Raw genomic sequence first — 17,293 nt, forward strand, 5'->3', positions numbered from 1 at the left:
CCAGCCGTGCGCACCGTGTACGTGATCGGTATCGGCGCAGGCGACCCGCAGCACCTCACGCTGCAGGCGGTCGCTGCGATGAACCGCGTCGACGTCTTCTTCACGATCGACAAGGGTGAGGACAAGAGCGATCTGGCGCGGCTGCGCACCGAACTCCTGGAGCGGCACGTGACGCGGCCGCACCGGGTGGTCGCGGCGGGCGACCCGGAGCGGGACCGGACGGCCGGTCCGGGCCGATACGAGGCGGCCGTCGTCGACTGGCAGGAGCGCCGCGAGTCGATCTACGAGCGGATGATCGCCGACGAGCTCGACACCGACGGCTGCGGCGCGTTCCTGGTGTGGGGCGATCCCGCCGTCTACGACGGGACGCTGCGCATCCTGGAGCGGATCGCCGGGCGCGGCGGCGTCGCGTTCCGGGTGGAGTCGATCCCGGGGATCAGCAGCGTGCAGGCCCTCGCGGCGCAACACAGGGTGGCTCTCAACCGCACCGGTCGTCCGTTCGCGGTCACCACCGGCCGCCGGCTGGCAGGCGAGGGACTGCCGGCCGGGGTCGACGACGTCGTCGTGATGCTGGACGCCCGCAACGCGTTCGCGAGCCTCACCGACACCGACATCGACATCTACTGGGGTGCCTACGTCGGCACCGCCGACGAGGTGCTCGTGCACGGCGACCTGCAGCAGGTCAAGGACGAGATCGTGCGGATCCGAGCCGAGTGGCGCGAGCGCAAGGGCTGGATCATGGACACCTATCTCCTGCGGCGGCGGGACGGGTGAAGGTTCTCGTGCTCGGCGGCACCGGCCAGGCACGCAGGCTGGTCGCGGCGCTGCACGGCCGCCCGGAGTTCACGGTCACGTCCTCGCTGGCCGGGCGCGTGGCGGTGCCCGCACTCCCGCAGGGGGACGTCCGCATCGGTGGGTTCGGGGGCGCCGACGGGCTGGTGGCGTGGTTGCGCCGCCACGGCACCGACGTGGTCGTCGACGCCACGCATCCGTTCGCCGTCCGCATGACGGAGAACGCCGTGGCGGCCGGCGCCGCCACCGGAGTGCCGCTGCTCCTGCTGCGGCGCGCGGGCTGGACCGCGGGTCCGGGGGACCGCTGGCACCGCGTTCCCGATGCCGTGAGCGCCGCTGCCGTACTGCCCGCGTTGGGGGAGCGGGTCTTCCTGACGACCGGTCGCGGCGATCTCGCTGCCTTCGCCGGGCTCGACCGGCTCTGGTTCCTCCTGCGCAGTGTCGACCCGCCGCCACCACCGCTGCCGCTCCGGTGTGAGGTCATCCAGGCCCGCGGTCCCTTCACCGCCGACGCCGAGCGCGAGCTCCTGCGCGAGCACCACATCGACGTGCTGGTCACGCGCGACAGCGGAGGCGAGATGACCGCGGCCAAGCTGGTCGCCGCCCGTGAGCTGGGCGTTCCCGTCGTGATGCTCGCCCGCCCGCCCGCGCCCGCCGGGCCGACGGTGAGCACCGTCGATGAGGCGGTCCGCTGGCTGGAGGACCGCCTGCCCGCGCTGCTGTGAGGATCGGCTACGAGTCGGTCGCCGCGGGGTCGTCCTTGGCGAACTCAGCCCGCACACCGAGCAGCCGCACTGGCCGGCGGGACGTGAACTTGTCGAGCACCTGAAGCGCCGCAGCGGCGAGGACGTCGGGATCGTGCGTGGGCTCGTCGAGGGTGGCGCTGCGCGTGTAGGTGGAGAACGGCGCGAACCGCACCTTGACGGCCACCCGTGCGGCCGGGCGATCGCCTGCGATGTCGGCCGCCACCTGCCGGGCGAGGGAGGCGACCTCCGTGCGCACGTCGTCCCAGTCCGTGAGGTTCTCCTGGAAGGTCGTCTCCTTGCTCCGCGAGCGGGGTACCCATGGCGTGCCCTCCACCGTGGCGCGGCCGATCCCGCGCCCCAGCTGCACGTACCACGGTCCGAGGGCGGGGCCCAGGTCGGCGGCGAGGGCGGCCGGGTCGGCCGCGGCGAGCTCGGCGACGGTGTGGATGCCGCGGTCGGCGAGCTTGCCTGCGGTCTTCGCGCCGATGCCCCAGAGCGCGCGGGTCGGCCGGTGCGCCATGACCTCGTCCCAGTTCGCCGCGGTGAGCCGGAACACCCCGTCGCCGGTGCCCGGCTTGGCGAACTCCGTGGCGAGCTTGGCCCGCAGCATGTTGTCGCCGATCCCGACCGAGCACGACAGCCGGGTGCGCGCGAGCACGGCAGCCCGGATGGCCCGCGCGAGCGCCTCGGGATCGTCGGTGTCCGCGCCGACGAACGCCTCGTCCCAGCCCATCACCTCGACGACCACGCCGTCGAACCCGCGCAGGGTCGCCATCACCTCCGCGGAGACCTCCTCGTAGTGGGGGTTGTCCGCGGGCAGGAACACCGCGTCCGGGCAGCGCTTCGCCGCCGTACGCATCGGCAGCCCGGACCGGACGCCGTGTGCGCGCGCCTCGTACGACGCCGTGGCGACCACAGCACGCTGTGTCGGATCGCCCTTGCCTCCGACCACCACGGGGAGCCCGGCGAGCTCGGGGCGACGCAGGATCTCGACCGCGGCGATGAACTGGTCGAGATCGACGTGCAGCACCCAGGAGGCCACGCGGCCAGTGTGCCGGGCTCATCGAGAATGGAAAGGGCGTTCCTCGGCATTCGCCCGACAGCGTCCCGTCAGGGCATGGGGCCGCGCAGCGCGATGCCCTAAGGTCATCCGCACTCGTCCTGTCCCCGGGGCGGCACTCTCGGGAAGGCTGCGATGAGGAACCCCCGCGTACTCGCCCTTGTCGGCGTGCTCGTCGGCGTCGCGCTGGTTGCGCCGGTCGTGATGGTGGTGCCGAGGGCTGTGGCGCCCACGAGCACGGCGAACGTCGGGTACGCGGAGTACACGGTCCTGCTCACCGCGACCGGGGACGCCGGCGTGCGCGCCGCGGCCGACGCGGCGGTGCAGGCGGCCGGGGGGCAGGTGCTGCGCGAGAACGCCGCGGTCGGCGCGCTGGTCGTGCAGGCGCCTGCCACCGGATTCGTGGAGGCGGTCACCGCCGACGACGCCGTGTTCGGGGCGGTGCGTGCTCGGGTCGTCGGTGCAGCGCCGCCAGCGCACACCGCGCAGGCCCCTTCCCCGCTGACGGCCGCCTCGGCGGTCACGGCCGTTGCTCCCCGGGGGCCCGCGGGGCTCGACCCGATGGATTCACAGCTGTGGGGGCTGGCGATGATCAAGGCCGATGCCGCTCGCGCCGTGCAGGCCGGAGACCGGCGGGTGCAGGTCGGAATTCTCGACAGCGGCATCGACGCCACCCATCCCGACCTCGCCGCGAACGTCGACACGCGGCTGTCGCGCAACTTCGTCACCGACATCCCGCGTGACGAGACCGGCGCCGAGATGGACGGTCCGTGCGAGTTCGCCGACTGCATCGACCCCGCCGATCACGACGACGCAGGCCACGGCACGCACGTGGCCGGAATCGTGGCCGCTGCTGCCGACGGGTCGGGCATCTCGGGTGTGGCGCCGGGCGTCACGCTCGTGAGCATCCGGGGCGGCCAGGACTCGGGGCTGATGTTCCTGCAGCCGGTGATCGACGCGTTGACCTATGGCGCCGACATCGGGCTCGACGTGATCAACATGTCGTTCTTCGTCGATCCCTGGCTCTACAACTGCCTCGACAACCCGGCCGACCCGCCCGAAGCCCGGATCGCGCAGCGCACCACAGTGGAGGCGGTGAGCCGCGCGCTGGAGTACGCCCACGCCAAGGGCGTCACGCTGGTGGGCTCGCTCGGCAACGGGCACGTGGACCTCGGCAGCCCGGGATCCGACCCGACCAGCCCCAACAGCCCGGCCGGGAGCGCCTACGCGAGGAAGATCGACAACGGCACGTGCCTGCTCTTGCCGGCAGAGGGCCCGCACGTCATCGGGGTGTCGGCGGTCGGGCCGTCGGGCACCAAGGCCGACTACTCGAACTACGGCATCGAGCAGGTCTCCGTGGCCGCGCCCGGTGGCTGGTTCCAGGACGGGTTCGGGACACCGAGCTCCCGGCGTCCGGAGAACCTCGTGCTCTCCACCTACCCGCGCAGCCTCCTCCAGGCGAGCGGGGCGGTCGACGCGAAAGGTGCGGTCACGGCGAGCGGCACCGCCAACGGTGTGCAGAGTTTCTGCGGGCCGCGTGGCTGCGGGTACTACGTGCCGCTGCAGGGCACGTCGATGGCGGCGCCGTACGTGGCGGGCGTCGCGGCACTGGTGGTGAGCGAGTTCGGCACCCCCGACCCGCAGCACCCCGGGAACCTGACGATGGCTCCCGACGAGGTGGAGCGCGTGCTCGTGGACACGGCCGCGTCCAGGTCGTGCCCGGCGCCGGTCGTGTCCTACACCCGGGAAGGGCGGACGCCGGACTTCGACGCCCGGTGTGCCGGCGATGCGGAGTTCAACGGGCACTACGGCGCGGGCATCGTCGACGCGCTGGCCGCGGTGAGCGCCGACGCGCGCTGATCCAGCTGGTCAGCGCGAAACCCGGGGATGATTCCGGGGTTCCTCCGGAGCCCTCCCGCGCCGCGGTCCTCGATGATCGCGGCCATGGCGAGCACCTCCCGTCGTTGGCGGCAGATGACGGTCTGGCTGCACGTCCTGACCTCGGCGGGCTGGATGACATTGGCGCTGGTGCTCTTCGCGCTGCTCTACCTCGCCGCGACGGCCCGTGATCCGGTGACGGCGACCGGGGCGACGGCGATGGCGCACTACCTCGACGTCGCACTGCTTGCCCCGCTCGGGAACGCGTCGGCGGCGACGGGGATCATGCTCGGACTCGGCACGCAGTGGGGCTTGATCCATCACCGCTGGGTCCTCGCCAAGTTCGCGATAACGCTCGTACAGCTCTACGCCGGCGTCTTCCTGCTCTCGCCGACGCTCGACGCGACAGGCGACGCACCGGGTGCGGGTCCACCGCCGGGCCTGCTCCTGGGCACCGTGGCGATGGCCTCGGCCATCGCGTTCCAGGCGTGGCTGTCGGTGGTGAAGCCGGGTGGGAAGACCCGATGGTCCCGCGATCGGCGCACCGGTCGTCCGGTGCGTCTCCCCACGGCGGCGCCCTGGGTCTTCGCGGGTGCGGTGCTGGCGCCTGCCGCCGACATCGCCGTGGGCACCGCGCTCGGGTTTCCCAGCCCGTTCCTGTCGCTGATCGTGGTCGGCGTGGCGGTCGGGGTGCGTCGCCGGACGCTGCGGGCGGCACGGGCGCTCGCCGTCACCCCGGGCCTGGGCTGAGCCTGGTCAGCGCGTGGGCGTCGGTGCGATGAGCCGCACCACCGACGAGGCCATCCGCAGCGAACCGATCCCGGTGGGATGGAACGGGAAGGGGTCGGCCATGCCCTGCAGGTCGGGCCCCAGACCGTCGACCCCGTCCTCGCACAGCAACCCGAGCTCCGGGCGGGCCACCGCGAAGCCGTACTTCTCCGCACCGGTCTCCAGCACCGCGTTGAGCTGCTCGTTGCGGTCGGTGAGCAGGCCGATCTTGCCGGCGTCGAGCCCGGGGTAGCCCTCGGCGCGCGTGTCGGCGCAGTCGGCGTCGGGAGGGAACGCCCCGTAGGAGGTCATCACGATGATCTGGGGGCGGCCGGGAAGATCGTTGAGGTCGATGAGCAGGTCGCCGTAGACACGGTCGAAGGCCGCCATCCGATAGTCGAACTCGCCCTGGGTGAGCTGGTCGGAGCAGTCCGCCACGCCGTAGCAGTAGCGCAGGAAGTCGGTCCAGCCGACGTCGTTCGGGCCGATCGCCACCACGACGAACCGCAGGTCCCGCACCTGCTTGAGCACACCGATCTGGGCAGGGACCAGCCGGTCGCCGCGCTGCTGCGGACCGCGCAGGCCGGTGGTGACGGTGGCGCTCGGACAGGCGAGGTTGAGCACGTTGGCCGAGGTGAGATGGCCGATCTCGGCGGCGAGCGAATCGGTGCTGCGCTCACAGGCGCCGTCGTCGGCCGTGCCGCCGGGCAGCGGCGGCCCGCCGACCCGGACGGCCCGCGAGTCGCCGATCACCGCGCCCTCGAACCCGCTGACCGGCGGCCCGACCGGATCCGGGCTCAGGTGGTACGCGCCGACGAGCTGAGCGAGCGACGACACCCCGCGCAGCCCCTGCACGGCGCCGCCGTAGGCGAGCACCCCCGACACGCCCCACGCCACGACGGAGGCGACGACCGCGATCGCGGTCATCCGCCGCGCCGCCCGCAGGCAGTACGCGACGATCTCGGGAAGCGGCGCGTGGCCCCCCGTCTCACGGCTCTGGCGGCGGAGCACGACGAGGGTGCGCACACCGGCCGCGCCGGCCGCGGCCGTGAGCGTGAAGGCGACCAGCCCGAGGCCACCGAGCACGTACCAGGTGACGAAGCCCTTGGTGACGGTCGAGATCGCGGCCTCGCCCGCCTTGGGCGCCGCGCCGGCGTCGAACACCGCGGCTGCGGCGGCGTTGCGCTGCACCGGGCCCATGGTCAGCTGCGGGCGCAGGGGTCCATAGACCCGCAACCGGTCGACGTCGAGCGCGGTGTTCCCCACCTGCACGAGCCGGGCGGGACCGGCGACCGACAGCTGCGGGGGCCGGGCCCCGACCTCGATGTGCTGGCCGAACACCTCGAGATCCTGGGCCGGGGTGAGCGCGACCGCGGTGGGGATGCCGACACCGAGGCAGAACAGCACGAGCAGCAGCGTCGGCCACGAACGCAGCTCCTGGAGCACGGTTCGCCGGCTATCCCCCCTGTCCAGTGCTCCGCCCCCGTTCGTCCGTGATCGGCGATCGCCAACCAGGATGAGCGATCGCGACCACCGACGGTACCTGCGAGCGGTCGATCTCCGGAGTCCGATTCCTCCGGCCGGGTCAGCGTGCGGGTACGGCTCGCACCGCCAGGAGGGCCACGTCGTCGTCGAGCGGATCGGCGGAGAAGCGTTCGACCGCCTCCCGCACCGCTGCGACGACCTGTCGCGCGGGCCGCCCGGCCGCACCGGTGGCCACGTCGAGCAGCCGTTCCGCGCCGAACTGCTCGCGGCCACGACGGCGCTCGGTGACCCCGTCGGTGTAGACGAGGAGCGTGTCGCCCGGTCCGAGACGGTGCGGCGTGCACGTCAGGCGCACGGAGGGCAGCAGTCCGACGGCCGTGCCGAACTGCCCGATGAGCTCAGCGGTGCCGTCGGCGCGCAGGAGCACGGGTTGCACGTGCCCGGCGAGCACGAGCTCGACGTCGAGACCGGCATGCGTGCTGCGGCCCGACGGATCCATCCCGGCCGGTCGCCGCCTGCTGATCATCGCGGCGGCGAGGGTGCAGAACTGCAGGGGGTCACCGGCCTCGATCATGACCTGGTTGAGCATCTCGATGGCCCGCGGCAGCGGCCGGTCATCCCGCACGAGGACCCGCAGGACGTCCCGTACGAGACCGGTGCGCGCCGCGGCGCGGGCGCCCTTCCCGCAGACGTCACCGATCGAGACCAGCCAGTGCGACGGGTCGACGGTGAGCACGTCGTAGAAGTCGCCGCCGACATCGCTTCCCGTGCTCGCAGGGAGGTACTCGGCCGCGAAGTCGACCCCGGGCACCACCGGCAGCGCCCGGGGGAGCAGTGCCTGCTGGAGAGCCTGTGAGACGGCGACGTGCGCACCGGTGCTCTGTGCGTTGTGGATCGTCAGCGCGGCGCGGCGGGCGATGTCGCCTGCCATCACGATGTCCTCGGGGCTGTGCGGGCGCCCGTCGGGGCGTCCGACGAGGAGCGTGCCGATCGTGCGGCCGCGGGCGCGCAGCGGCACCGCGATCCCGTCGGTCGGCACCGCGAAGCGCACCGGGGCGGAGCCGTCGCGGGCCAGCTCGGTGAACCGGGACCGCAGCTCGGGAGGCAGGCCGGGGGAGCCGTCCGGATCGAGCACCCCGCGCAGCTCGGAGAGCTTGGTCTCGTCGGCGTGGGTGAGCGCGGCCAGCCGGAGACGTCCGGAGGGCTCGACGAGATGGACGGCGCACCACCGGCCCAGCCGGGGCACGACGACCTGAGGGACCACCGCGACCGCAAGGTCGACGTCCAGGGACTGGCCCAGCAGCTCGCTGGTCTCCGCGAGGTAGGTCATCCACGAGCGCCTGCGCTGGTCCACACCGCGCAGCCAGTTGGACTCGACGGCCATCGCGATGCGGGTGGCGACGAGCTCGGTGAGATCGCGTGTCCTGTCGGCGTCGATGCTCGCGTTCTGCCGGGACGGGCGGTGCACCACCCGCAGGAGGCCGCGAAGCGGTGCCGTCATGGGCAGGCGCACCTCGACGGACACGCCTCCGCTCGTCGCGGCGCCGTCCCGGGCGATCTCCCGGGAGCCGGTGCCGTCGCCCTCGTCGACCTCCACCTCCACCGACTCGGCGCCGAGGAGCTCACGCAGCCTCCGGACCAGCTCGGCCACCAGCTCCACCGGTTCCAGCCGGTCACCGAGGGCCGAGGGGACGTGCAGCAGCCAGCGGGCCTGCTCGGCACTGGTCCACACGCGCTCGGTGTCCGGCGGTGCGGCCGGGGCGGTGGGTGCGGCCGTGGTGCGGCCCCGGCTGAGGGAGAACCACGTGATGTGGCGACCGTCGGACTCGTGGCGGGTGCCCCACGTCGTGGCGAGGCGCTGCACGAGTGCGAGGCCGCGGCCGTGGCTGGCCGCGCGGCCGTAGCGCTGCCGTGGCTGGGCGAGGTGCAGCTCGAGCGGACCCGCACCCCGGTCCGTCACCGCGACGGTGACCTCGTCATCGCTGACGGTGAGGGCAACCTCGAATTCCGTGCCGGCGTGCAGGACGGCGTTCTCGCACAGCTCGCTCGCGAGCAGCACGACGGTGTCGACGAGGTCGGCACCGTGGGCCCCGGTGCTGCCATCGCCGCTGGTGGCGGGGTCGAGATCGCGCAGTGCCTCCTGGAGCATTCGGCGCGCTCGTCCGGCCGATCGGGCATCCGGCGGCAGCCTGGTCCGCCGCTCGAGCTGAACGGGCACGGACGCAGTGTGCACTGTCGGCTGCGGACGCGCTCGCGCCGCCGTCCGTAGCGCCGCCAGATCGATGGAAGCGGGATCGACTGCAACGGGATCGGTTGCTATGGGATCCACTAGGGTCGGGTGCTGCGGCGGCCGCGCCGGTGCCGTGGTGCGCCCGTGCCCGGCCGCTGTCCGAGCATGGGAGGACGGCGGGCATGACCACCACACGGCCCCAGAGCTCCCCGGTCCCCGGGGAGCCCGCCGCGGCCGGCGACACCGCCTTGTTGGCGGAGTTGGCCGAGGCCCTGCGCAAGGTGCGGCTCGGTCGCTTCGAGGTCCGATTGCCGCGGCGGCAGGGGCCCGCGGGAGAGGTCGTCGACGAGTTCAACGAGATGGTCGCGCTCCAGGAGCGGCGCAACCGCGACCTGCTCCGGATCAGCCGGGTGGTCGGCCGTGAGGGCCGGATGTCCGACCGGCTCAACGAGGAGTCCTACGACGGGGCCTGGGCCACCGGGGTGCAGGCGGTCAACGCGCTGATCGACGACCTGGCCGCGCCCACCGCCGAGATCGCGCGCGTGATCGAGGCCGTCGCCGAGGGCGACCTCTCGCAGCACATGGCGCTGGAGATCGAGGGCCGCCCGCTGCGCGGTGAGTTCCGGCGGATCGGCCGCACCGTCAACACGATGGTCGACCAGCTCTCGAGCTTCGCCGACGAGGTCACCCGCGTCGCGCGGGAGGTCGGCACCGACGGCAGGCTCGGTGGCCAGGCCGACGTCCGGGGCGTCGCCGGCACGTGGCGCGCGCTGACCGACTCGGTCAACACCATGGCGAGCAACCTGACCAACCAGGTCCGCTCGATATCGTCGGCGGCCACCGCGATCGCGCAGGGCGACCTGTCGCGCACGATCACCGTGAACGCCCGCGGCGAGGTCGCCGAGCTCGCCGACACGATCAACGCGCTGACGGCCACCCTGCGCCTGTTCGCCGACGAGGTCACGCGGGTGGCGCGCGAGGTCGGCACCGACGGCCGCCTCGGCGGGCAGGCCGTCGTGCCCAACGTGGCCGGCACGTGGAAGAACCTCACCGACGCGGTCAACCTGATGGCCGCGAACCTCACCGACCAGGTGCGCGGCATCGCGCAGGTGGCCACGGCCGTCGCCACCGGCGACCTGTCGCAGAAGATCACCGTGGATGCGCGCGGCGAGATCCTGGAGCTGAAGTCCACCGTCAACACGATGGTGGATCAGCTGTCGAGCTTCGCCGACGAGGTCACGCGCGTGGCCCGCGAGGTGGGCACCGAGGGCAAGCTGGGCGGGCAGGCCGCGGTGCCCAACGTCTCGGGCACCTGGCGGGATCTCACCGAGAACGTGAACCAGCTGGCGGGCAACCTCACCGCGCAGGTGCGCAACATCGCGCAGGTGACCACCGCCGTCGCGCGGGGCGATCTGAGCCAGAAGATCACGGTGGACGCTCGGGGCGAGATTCTCGAGCTGAAGTCCACGGTGAACACGATGGTGGATCAGCTGTCGAGCTTCGCCGACGAGGTCACGCGCGTGGCCCGCGAGGTCGGCACCGAGGGCATGCTCGGCGGCCAGGCCGAGGTGGAGGGCGTCGCCGGCACCTGGCGCGATCTCACCGACAACGTGAACTCCATGGCCTCGAACCTGACCAGCCAGGTGCGCAATATCGCGCAGGTGACCACGGCGGTGGCCGGGGGTGACCTGACGCAGAAGATCACGGTGGATGCTCGGGGCGAGATCCTGGAGCTGAAGTCGACGGTGAACACGATGGTGGATCAGCTGTCGTCGTTTGCTGATGAGGTCACGCGGGTGGCTCGTGAGGTGGGCACCGAGGGGAAGCTGGGCGGGCAGGCCGAGGTCAAGGGTGTCGCGGGGACGTGGCGGGACCTGACGGAGAACGTGAACCAGCTGGCGGGGAACCTGACCGACCAGGTGCGCAACATCGCGCAGGTGACCACCGCCGTCGCGCGGGGCGATCTGAGCCAGAAGATCACGGTGGACGCCCGGGGCGAGATCCTGGAGCTGAAGTCCACGGTGAACACGATGGTGGATCAGCTGTCGAGCTTCGCCGACGAGGTCACGCGCGTGGCCCGCGAGGTCGGCACCGAGGGCAAGCTCGGCGTGCTGGCGCAGGTCCACGGGGTGTCCGGCACCTGGCGCGACCTCACCGAGAGCGTCAACCAGCTGGCGGCCACGCTCACCACGCAGCTGCGCGCGATCTCCGCGGTCTCCACGGCGGTGGCCCACGGCGACCTCACGCAGCAGATCGCGGTGGCGGCGCGGGGTGAGATCGCCGACCTCAAGGACACGATCAACCAGATGATCGCCAACCTGCGCGAGACCACGCGGCAGAACGCCGAGCAGGGCTGGCTGGACTCCACCCTCGTGCGCATCGGCGGGCTGCTGCAGGGCCAGCGCGACCTCGGCGAGGTCTGCCGCATGATCATGAACGAGGTTGCCCCGCTGGTGAACGCCCAGGTCGGGGCGTTCTTCCTGGCAGCGGAGCCGGTGAGTGGCTCCCGGGGCGCGCGCTGGGTGATGAGCGGCGGATACGCGATGACGCCGGGCGACCCGCCCCTCTCGTTCGGCACGGGGGAGGGCCTCGTCGGGCAGGCGGCGGCCACCCGCAGGATCGTTCGGGTGGAGGCCGTTCCGGAGGGCTATCTGCCGATCCGCTCCGGGGTGGGCTCCGCCGCGCCACAGGCGGTGGTGGTGCTGCCCGTCCAGTTCGAGGGCGAGTGCCTCGGCGTGATCGAGCTGGGCTCGGTGTCGCCGTTCTCGCCGCTGCACCTGACGTTCCTCGAGCGCCTCGTCGCCACGATCGGCGTCGCGATCACCACGATCCGGGCGAACCGCCGCACCGAGGAGCTGCTGGCCCAGTCCCAGGGCCTGGCGATGGAGCTGCAGGACCAGTCGGCGGAGCTGCAACGGGCCAACTCCGAGCTGGAGGAGAAGGCCGAGGAGCTCTCCGAGCAGAACCGCAACGTCGAGATCAAGAACATGGAGATCGACGCGGCACGCCGAGGCGTCGAGGAGAAGGCCCAGCAACTCGCGCTCGCCAGCCAGTACAAGTCGGAGTTCCTCGCGAACATGAGCCACGAGCTGCGCACGCCGCTCAACTCCCTGCTCCTGTTGTCCCGGCTGCTCGCCGACAACCCGAACAACAACCTCACCGACAAGCAGATCGAGTTCGCCAGCACCATCCACAGCGCGGGCTCGGATCTTCTACGGCTGATCGACGACATCCTCGACCTCTCGAAGATCGAGGCGGGGCGCGTCGACGTCGACCCGGCCCCGGTGGACCTCGTCCAGATCCGCGGCTACGTGGAGCAGGCGTTCCGTCCGCAGGCCGAGGAGAAGAGCCTGGAGCTGCGCGTCCGGATCGATCCCGACCTGCCCGAGACGATCATCAGCGACGCGCAGCGGCTCCAGCAGATCCTGCGGAACCTCCTCGCGAACGCCGTCAAGTTCACCGACTCCGGGTTCGTCGAGCTGTCGATCGGGGTCGCCCCGCCGGGAACGCTGCACGGGGTGCCGGCGCTCGACGCGGCGCACACGGTCATCGCGTTCTCCGTGCGGGACACCGGGATCGGCATCCCGAACGCGAAGCTCGACATGATCTTCGAGGCGTTCCAGCAGGCCGACGGCACGACCAGCCGGAAGTACGGGGGCACGGGGCTCGGGCTCTCGATCTCCAAGGAGTTGGCCCGGATGCTCGGCGGCCGCATCGAGGTGACCTCCGAGGTCGAGGAGGGATCGGTATTCACCCTGCTGCTGCCCGACGAGCTTCCGCCGGTCACGGCGGCGGCCGCCCGGATGATGCCCCGGCGTGTGCCGGACATGCCCGCGCTGGAGCGTCCTGCCTCCGCGGGGCAGCCCATCCTGCGGCCTCCGTCGGGCGACGGCCCGGTGGGCGGGCGGCCCACACCCGAGCTCGCCGGTGTCACCGTGCTCATCGTGGACGACGACGTGCGCAACGTGTTCGCCTTGACCAGCGCGCTGGAGCTGCACGGGCTGACGGTGCTCTACGCCGACAACGGCAGCGACGGGATCCGGCTGCTCACCCAGCACCCCGAGGTGGACGTGGTCCTGATGGACGCGATGATGCCCGATATCGACGGCAACGAGACGACCCGGCGGATCCGCACCCTTCCGCAGGGACGGGACCTGCCCGTCGTGTTCCTCACCGCGAAGGCGATGCCCGGAGACCGGGAGTCCAGCCTCGCGGCCGGCGCCACCGAGTACGTCACCAAACCGGTGGATCTCGACGCGCTGCTCTCGCTGATGGCCGAGTGGGTGCGGCCCAGATCGGTGTCCGCACGTGCAGGGGAGTCGGCCGAATGACCGGACGACAGGCGGCCAGGGTGCTGGCCGTGGACGACCGCCGCGACAACCTGCTGGCGCTGCAGGCGATCCTCGAAGGACTCCCGATCGAGATCGTGTCGGTCACCAGTGGTGAGGACGCCCTCAAGCGGCTGCTGGTGGAGGACTACGCGGTGATCCTGCTCGACGCCCACATGCCCGGCATGGACGGCTTCGAGACCGCGGGCCACGTCAAGCAGCGCGAGCGCACGCGGCACATCCCGATCCTGTTCCTCACAGCGGTGGACTACGACCCGCACCTGGCGTTCCGCGGGTACCAGGCGGGCGCCGTGGACTACATCACCAAGCCGTTCGACCCGTGGGTGCTGCGGTCCAAGGTCACCGTGTTCGTCGACCTGTGGACGATGCACACGCAGCTCGCCGAGCGTGCCGCGGAGTGCGGCATGCTGCGTGCGGCCGTGGACGACGCGCTGGAGTTGCTCGAGGGCGGCGACCCGACCGGCAAGGACCGGGCCCGGGAGCGCCTCGCCGTGGCCCGCCCGCCCCGGCCCCGGTAGGCGGCGCGCACCCCCCTGACGGCCACGGACCCGGCCGCTCCTGCGAGCGACCGGGCCCGGTATCGGTGAGCTGGCGCGGGATCAGCCGCGGTAGACGTCCTTCATCTTCTCGCCGACCTGCCGCATGTCGCCCTTCGCTTGGTCGGCGTGCCCTTCGGCCTGGAGCTGCTGGTTGCCGGTGGCCTGGCCGACCTTCTCCTTGGCCTTGCCCTTGAGCTTCTTGGCCTTGTTGCGGACCTTGTCGCCCATTCCTCAGTCTCCATTCTCATCGGATGCCGCGGACGCCCGCGGAATCACCTGCGGTCAGGAGCTACCCCGGGGCCCGGTGAGCCCACACTCCGTGCGCGAGGGATTACTCGGACGTGTCATCCCGGCACAGGTAGAACGGGTGGCCGGCCGGGTCGAGTACACCCGAAAGGTGATGCCCGGGCCGGTGCTCGTGCCCACGGGCACCGATCGCGAGCCCCGGCCTTCGATGGCGGCCCACCGCCATCATCGTTCGGGGGTTCGGCAGCCGCGAGTGACACGGCTCGCGGGCCCGAACCGCCGATCGCGAAAGACCAGCGGGCGGGCCGGGACATGCGATGCGCGGGACGCGGACGCGCGAGGGCCCGGCCGCTCCAGGCGCGACCGGGCCCGTTCTGCGGTGAGCGGAGCGACAAGGCTCAGCTGCGGAAGACGTCCTTGATCTTCTCGCCCGCCTGCTTGAGGTTGCCCTTGGCCTGGTCGGCGTGACCCTCGGCCTCGAGTTCCTCGTCGCCCGTGGCGTGGCCGATCTTCTCCTTGGCCTTGCCCTTGAGCTGCTCGGCCTTGTTGTCGATCTTGTCGTCGGTACCCATGTGGAGCCTCCGTTCCTCGGATGCCCGGGGAGCGCCCCCGGCATCGATCGCTGGAACCGGCCTACCCGGGCTTCGGCGATCCCACACACCGGCCGCCCCCGGTGGCCGTGGGGAGGGGGACGGCCGGCTGTTGTGCGACTACGAGGCGGGGGAGGCTAGGCAGAGGCAGAACGGGTGGCCGGCGGGATCGAGGTAGACCCGGAAGGTGGTGCCGGGCTGGTGCTCGTGCTTGCGGGCACCGATCGCGAGCACCTGCGCCTCTGCGGCGTCGAGGTCGGGCACGTCGAAGTCGAGGTGGATCTGCTGCGGCTGCTCCTCGCTCGGCCATTGCGGCGGGACGTGGTCGGGAGCCAGCTGGAAGGCCAGCGCGACACCACCCTGGCCGGCGAGCTGCACCCAGTCGTCCTCCGAGCGCACGACGGGAGCGCCGGAGAGCGCGCTGTAGAACTCGGCGAGGGCCTTGGGCTCGCGGCAGTCGAGGGCGATGACGCTCAGCGTGGCGATTCCGGTGGTGGTCGTCATGGCACGGACGGTAGCGGGTCCACCCGACATTTCGGGCCGGTCAGGACCGGGGGCGCAGGACGTAGCCCGTGTAGCCGTAGTCGCCGCCGTAAGCACGGCGGATCTCGATCTCGCGCGCCACCTCGTCGAGTGACGCTCCGTCGATCCCGTCGGCCCGCAGCGCCTCGATGCGTGCGGCGAGGGGGTCGTAGTAGGCAGCCCAGTCGGAGTCGGGGAGCAGGTAGGTCGCGGCGACGGTCCAGCCGGCCGCCAGCGCTGCGCGGACGTTGCCGTCGGTGGTACGCATCGCCGGGTACGCCGCGTCCCAGAACGCGCGAGCACCGGGGGCGGGCTCGGGGGTGGTCCACTCGCACTCGGTGAGCACCAGCGCGCCGCCCGGGGCCAGCAGGTCTCGCCATGCCGCGAGCGCCGCGTCGAACCCCATCAGGTAGGCCGAGCCCTCGGCCCAGAGCAGGTCCACCGAGCCGGCGGGGAGCGGTAGGTCCTGCATCCGTGCGGCCACGGTGCGCACCCGGCCACCGAGACCGGCCGCGGCAGCGGCTGCCCGCGTCTGCTCCAGGAACGGCTCGTGCGTGTCGACGGCCACGACCTCGGCGCCCGCCTCCGCGGCCAGAAGGACGCTCGCCTGGCCACCACCGCAGCCGATGTCCACCGCGCGGGGTCGGGCAGGCAACGGTCCGGCCAGCCGGAGCAGCAGGCGGGTCGTCGCGGCCGACCCCGGGGCCTGCTGCGCGAGCCCGTCATGGGCCGGCCAGAACGCATTCTCGACGTCCATGGCGCACACCCGACCGTATGAGCGGCACGTTGGTCCAGCGATTTCGGACGCGTGTGCCGCTCGTGCGGTCAGGGCTCCGGCGCGCGGCCGCGCCGGCCCACCAACCGGGCCAGCAGCGGCGCCACCAGCAGCATGAGGACCAGCCGCAACACCTGGACCGCCACGACGAAGGTGGCGTTCGCGCCCGACGAGACCGCCGTCGCCAGCACCGCGTAGATCCCGCCGGGTGTGGTCGCGAGGTAGGTCTCCAGCGGGGTGGCACCGGTCAGGCCCGTGAGCAGCAGACCGAGGCCGGCGCACGCGACGATCACCGCGGCGATGAGCGCCGCGGCGAGCGGCAGTATGCCGAGCACCATGCGCAGGCTCTCGCGGGTGAAGCGCACGCCCGCCTGCCAGCCGATCACGGCGTAGGCGACCTCGACGATGAGCGTGGGCGGGGTCGCGCCGAAGGACCAGCCTGCGAGGTTGAGCGCGATCGCGACGGCCATCGGCCCGAGCAGCCCGCCCGCCGGTACCCGGGCGAGGTGGGTCAGTGCGAGCCCGACGCCGGCGCAGACCACGAGGAAGCCGAGGTCGACATACCAGGCCGGCCCTCCCGTGTCCGGGCCCGACGTGGTCGAGCCGGACGCGCCGAACACGAGCGCCGCCACGATCGGCATCGTCGCGGTGACCAGGCCGACGCGCAGGTACTGCACGACGGCCACGACCCGGTCGTCGGCACCGAGGTCCCGGCTGACCGCGACGAGCCCGGAGGCCCCGCCCGCGGTGAGCGCGAGCATCCCGGTCAGGGGGGTGACACCGGGACGCAGTCCGAGGAGCAGGCCCGCCGCCATGCTGACGCCGAGTGTGGCCACGCTCACCAGCAGCACCGGCAGCCAGTCCGCCGCGAGCTGGGTGAGCGTGGAGGGCTGGGCGAGCACGCCGATGACCACCCCGATCACCGCCTGGGCCAGAGTGGTGGCCGACGGCGCCACCTGCTTGGGCGCCCAGCCGGCGAGCGCGAGCACGGTGGCGACGACCAGCCCGGCGAAGAGGCCGGGAGACGGCACGTCGAGCAGGGCCATCCCGCCCGTCACCACCGCCGTCAGCGCGACCAACAGTGCCCACTGTGCCCAGCCGCGCGATCTCATCGCCTCGATCCTCGGCCACGGGGGCGTCGCGACGCACTATGGCCGGGCCGACAAAGCCCACCTCAGTGACGAGACGAACAGTGCGGGCTACTCCACCCCGCCGCACCCGCTGGTCCTGGCGATCCGAGGTTCATCGCGGGTGAGGATGCGTGCGCCGCACAGGCCACCCGGCCGCGGAGCGGACAGTTCGCACGCGGGCGG

At 72.3% G+C, this 17,293-nt stretch carries 14 protein-coding genes; 6 read left to right on the forward strand and 8 right to left on the reverse strand.

Annotated features, from left to right (window positions below; translation table 11 throughout):
- Window positions 1-6 precede the first annotated feature (6 nt).
- Window positions 7-774 carry a precorrin-6A synthase (deacetylating) gene (gene cobF, locus MMF94_RS07345; RefSeq protein WP_241035530.1) on the forward strand — a complete coding sequence of 256 codons (768 nt, stop codon included), beginning with the start codon at window positions 7-9 and terminating at the stop codon, window positions 772-774.
- Complete coding sequence (locus tag MMF94_RS07350; protein WP_241035531.1) at window positions 771-1,517, forward strand: cobalt-precorrin-6A reductase; 747 nt, start codon at window positions 771-773, stop codon at window positions 1,515-1,517. The genes cobF and MMF94_RS07350 overlap by 4 nt, the downstream gene beginning before the upstream one ends.
- A gap of 7 nt (window positions 1,518-1,524) precedes the next feature.
- Here MMF94_RS07350 and MMF94_RS07355 read toward each other — a convergent pair whose 3' ends face one another.
- Window positions 1,525-2,580: a DNA polymerase IV gene (locus tag MMF94_RS07355; protein WP_241035532.1), complete on the reverse strand. Its 1,056-nt coding sequence runs from the start codon at window positions 2,578-2,580 to the stop codon at window positions 1,525-1,527.
- A gap of 153 nt (window positions 2,581-2,733) precedes the next feature.
- Here MMF94_RS07355 and MMF94_RS07360 point away from each other — a divergent pair, with 153 nt between their 5' ends.
- Both MMF94_RS07360 and MMF94_RS07365 read left to right on the forward strand, forming a co-directional pair.
- Complete coding sequence (locus tag MMF94_RS07360; RefSeq protein ID WP_277398668.1) at window positions 2,734-4,458, forward strand: S8 family serine peptidase; 1,725 nt, start codon at window positions 2,734-2,736, stop codon at window positions 4,456-4,458.
- 84 nt (window positions 4,459-4,542) lie between these two features.
- Window positions 4,543-5,226 (forward strand): hypothetical protein, encoded by a 684-nt coding sequence (locus MMF94_RS07365; protein WP_241035533.1) that lies wholly within the window; start codon window positions 4,543-4,545, stop codon window positions 5,224-5,226.
- A gap of 6 nt (window positions 5,227-5,232) precedes the next feature.
- Here the strand turns inward: MMF94_RS07365 and MMF94_RS07370 are convergent, their stop codons facing one another.
- Together MMF94_RS07370 and MMF94_RS07375 are read right to left on the reverse strand one after the other, a co-directional pair.
- Window positions 5,233-6,690: an SGNH/GDSL hydrolase family protein gene (locus tag MMF94_RS07370; protein ID WP_241035534.1), complete on the reverse strand. Its 1,458-nt coding sequence runs from the start codon at window positions 6,688-6,690 to the stop codon at window positions 5,233-5,235.
- A 139-nt stretch (window positions 6,691-6,829) separates the two neighbouring features.
- Entirely contained in the window at window positions 6,830-8,878 is a 2,049-nt protein-coding gene (locus MMF94_RS07375) for a SpoIIE family protein phosphatase (protein WP_241035535.1), read from the reverse strand.
- A 263-nt stretch (window positions 8,879-9,141) separates the two neighbouring features.
- On the opposite strand from MMF94_RS07375, the gene MMF94_RS07380 reads away from it, so the two are divergent.
- Together MMF94_RS07380 and MMF94_RS07385 are read left to right on the forward strand one after the other, a co-directional pair.
- Window positions 9,142-13,290, forward strand: coding sequence for a HAMP domain-containing protein (locus MMF94_RS07380; protein ID WP_241035536.1), 4,149 nt, complete (start codon window positions 9,142-9,144; stop codon window positions 13,288-13,290).
- Window positions 13,287-13,826 carry a response regulator gene (locus MMF94_RS07385; RefSeq protein WP_241035537.1) on the forward strand — a complete coding sequence of 180 codons (540 nt, stop codon included), beginning with the start codon at window positions 13,287-13,289 and terminating at the stop codon, window positions 13,824-13,826. Before MMF94_RS07380 ends, MMF94_RS07385 begins: the two co-directional genes overlap by 4 nt.
- A gap of 81 nt (window positions 13,827-13,907) precedes the next feature.
- Here MMF94_RS07385 and MMF94_RS07390 read toward each other — a convergent pair whose 3' ends face one another.
- The 5 genes from MMF94_RS07390 to MMF94_RS07410 all read right to left on the reverse strand — a co-directional run bounded on the left by MMF94_RS07390 (window position 13,908) and on the right by MMF94_RS07410 (window position 17,092).
- The gene (locus tag MMF94_RS07390; RefSeq protein WP_241035538.1) at window positions 13,908-14,075 is read right to left on the reverse strand and encodes a CsbD family protein; all 168 of its coding nucleotides are present in this window, start codon (window positions 14,073-14,075) and stop codon (window positions 13,908-13,910) included.
- Between the two features lie 416 nt (window positions 14,076-14,491).
- Entirely contained in the window at window positions 14,492-14,665 is a 174-nt protein-coding gene (locus MMF94_RS07395; protein WP_241035539.1) for a CsbD family protein, read from the reverse strand.
- 138 nt (window positions 14,666-14,803) lie between these two features.
- On the reverse strand, window positions 14,804-15,187 hold the full coding sequence (locus MMF94_RS07400; protein ID WP_241035540.1) for a VOC family protein: 384 nt from the start codon (window positions 15,185-15,187) through the stop codon (window positions 14,804-14,806).
- Window positions 15,188-15,227: 40 nt separating this feature from the next.
- Entirely contained in the window at window positions 15,228-15,962 is a 735-nt protein-coding gene (locus MMF94_RS07405; RefSeq protein ID WP_241035541.1) for a class I SAM-dependent methyltransferase, read from the reverse strand.
- A gap of 68 nt (window positions 15,963-16,030) precedes the next feature.
- Window positions 16,031-17,092, reverse strand: coding sequence for an AbrB family transcriptional regulator (locus tag MMF94_RS07410; RefSeq protein ID WP_241035542.1), 1,062 nt, complete (start codon window positions 17,090-17,092; stop codon window positions 16,031-16,033).
- Between the last annotated feature and the right edge of the window lie 201 nt (window positions 17,093-17,293).

Source organism: Pseudonocardia alaniniphila, from assembly GCF_022524485.1.
Lineage (GTDB): Bacteria > Actinomycetota > Actinomycetes > Mycobacteriales > Pseudonocardiaceae > Pseudonocardia > Pseudonocardia alaniniphila.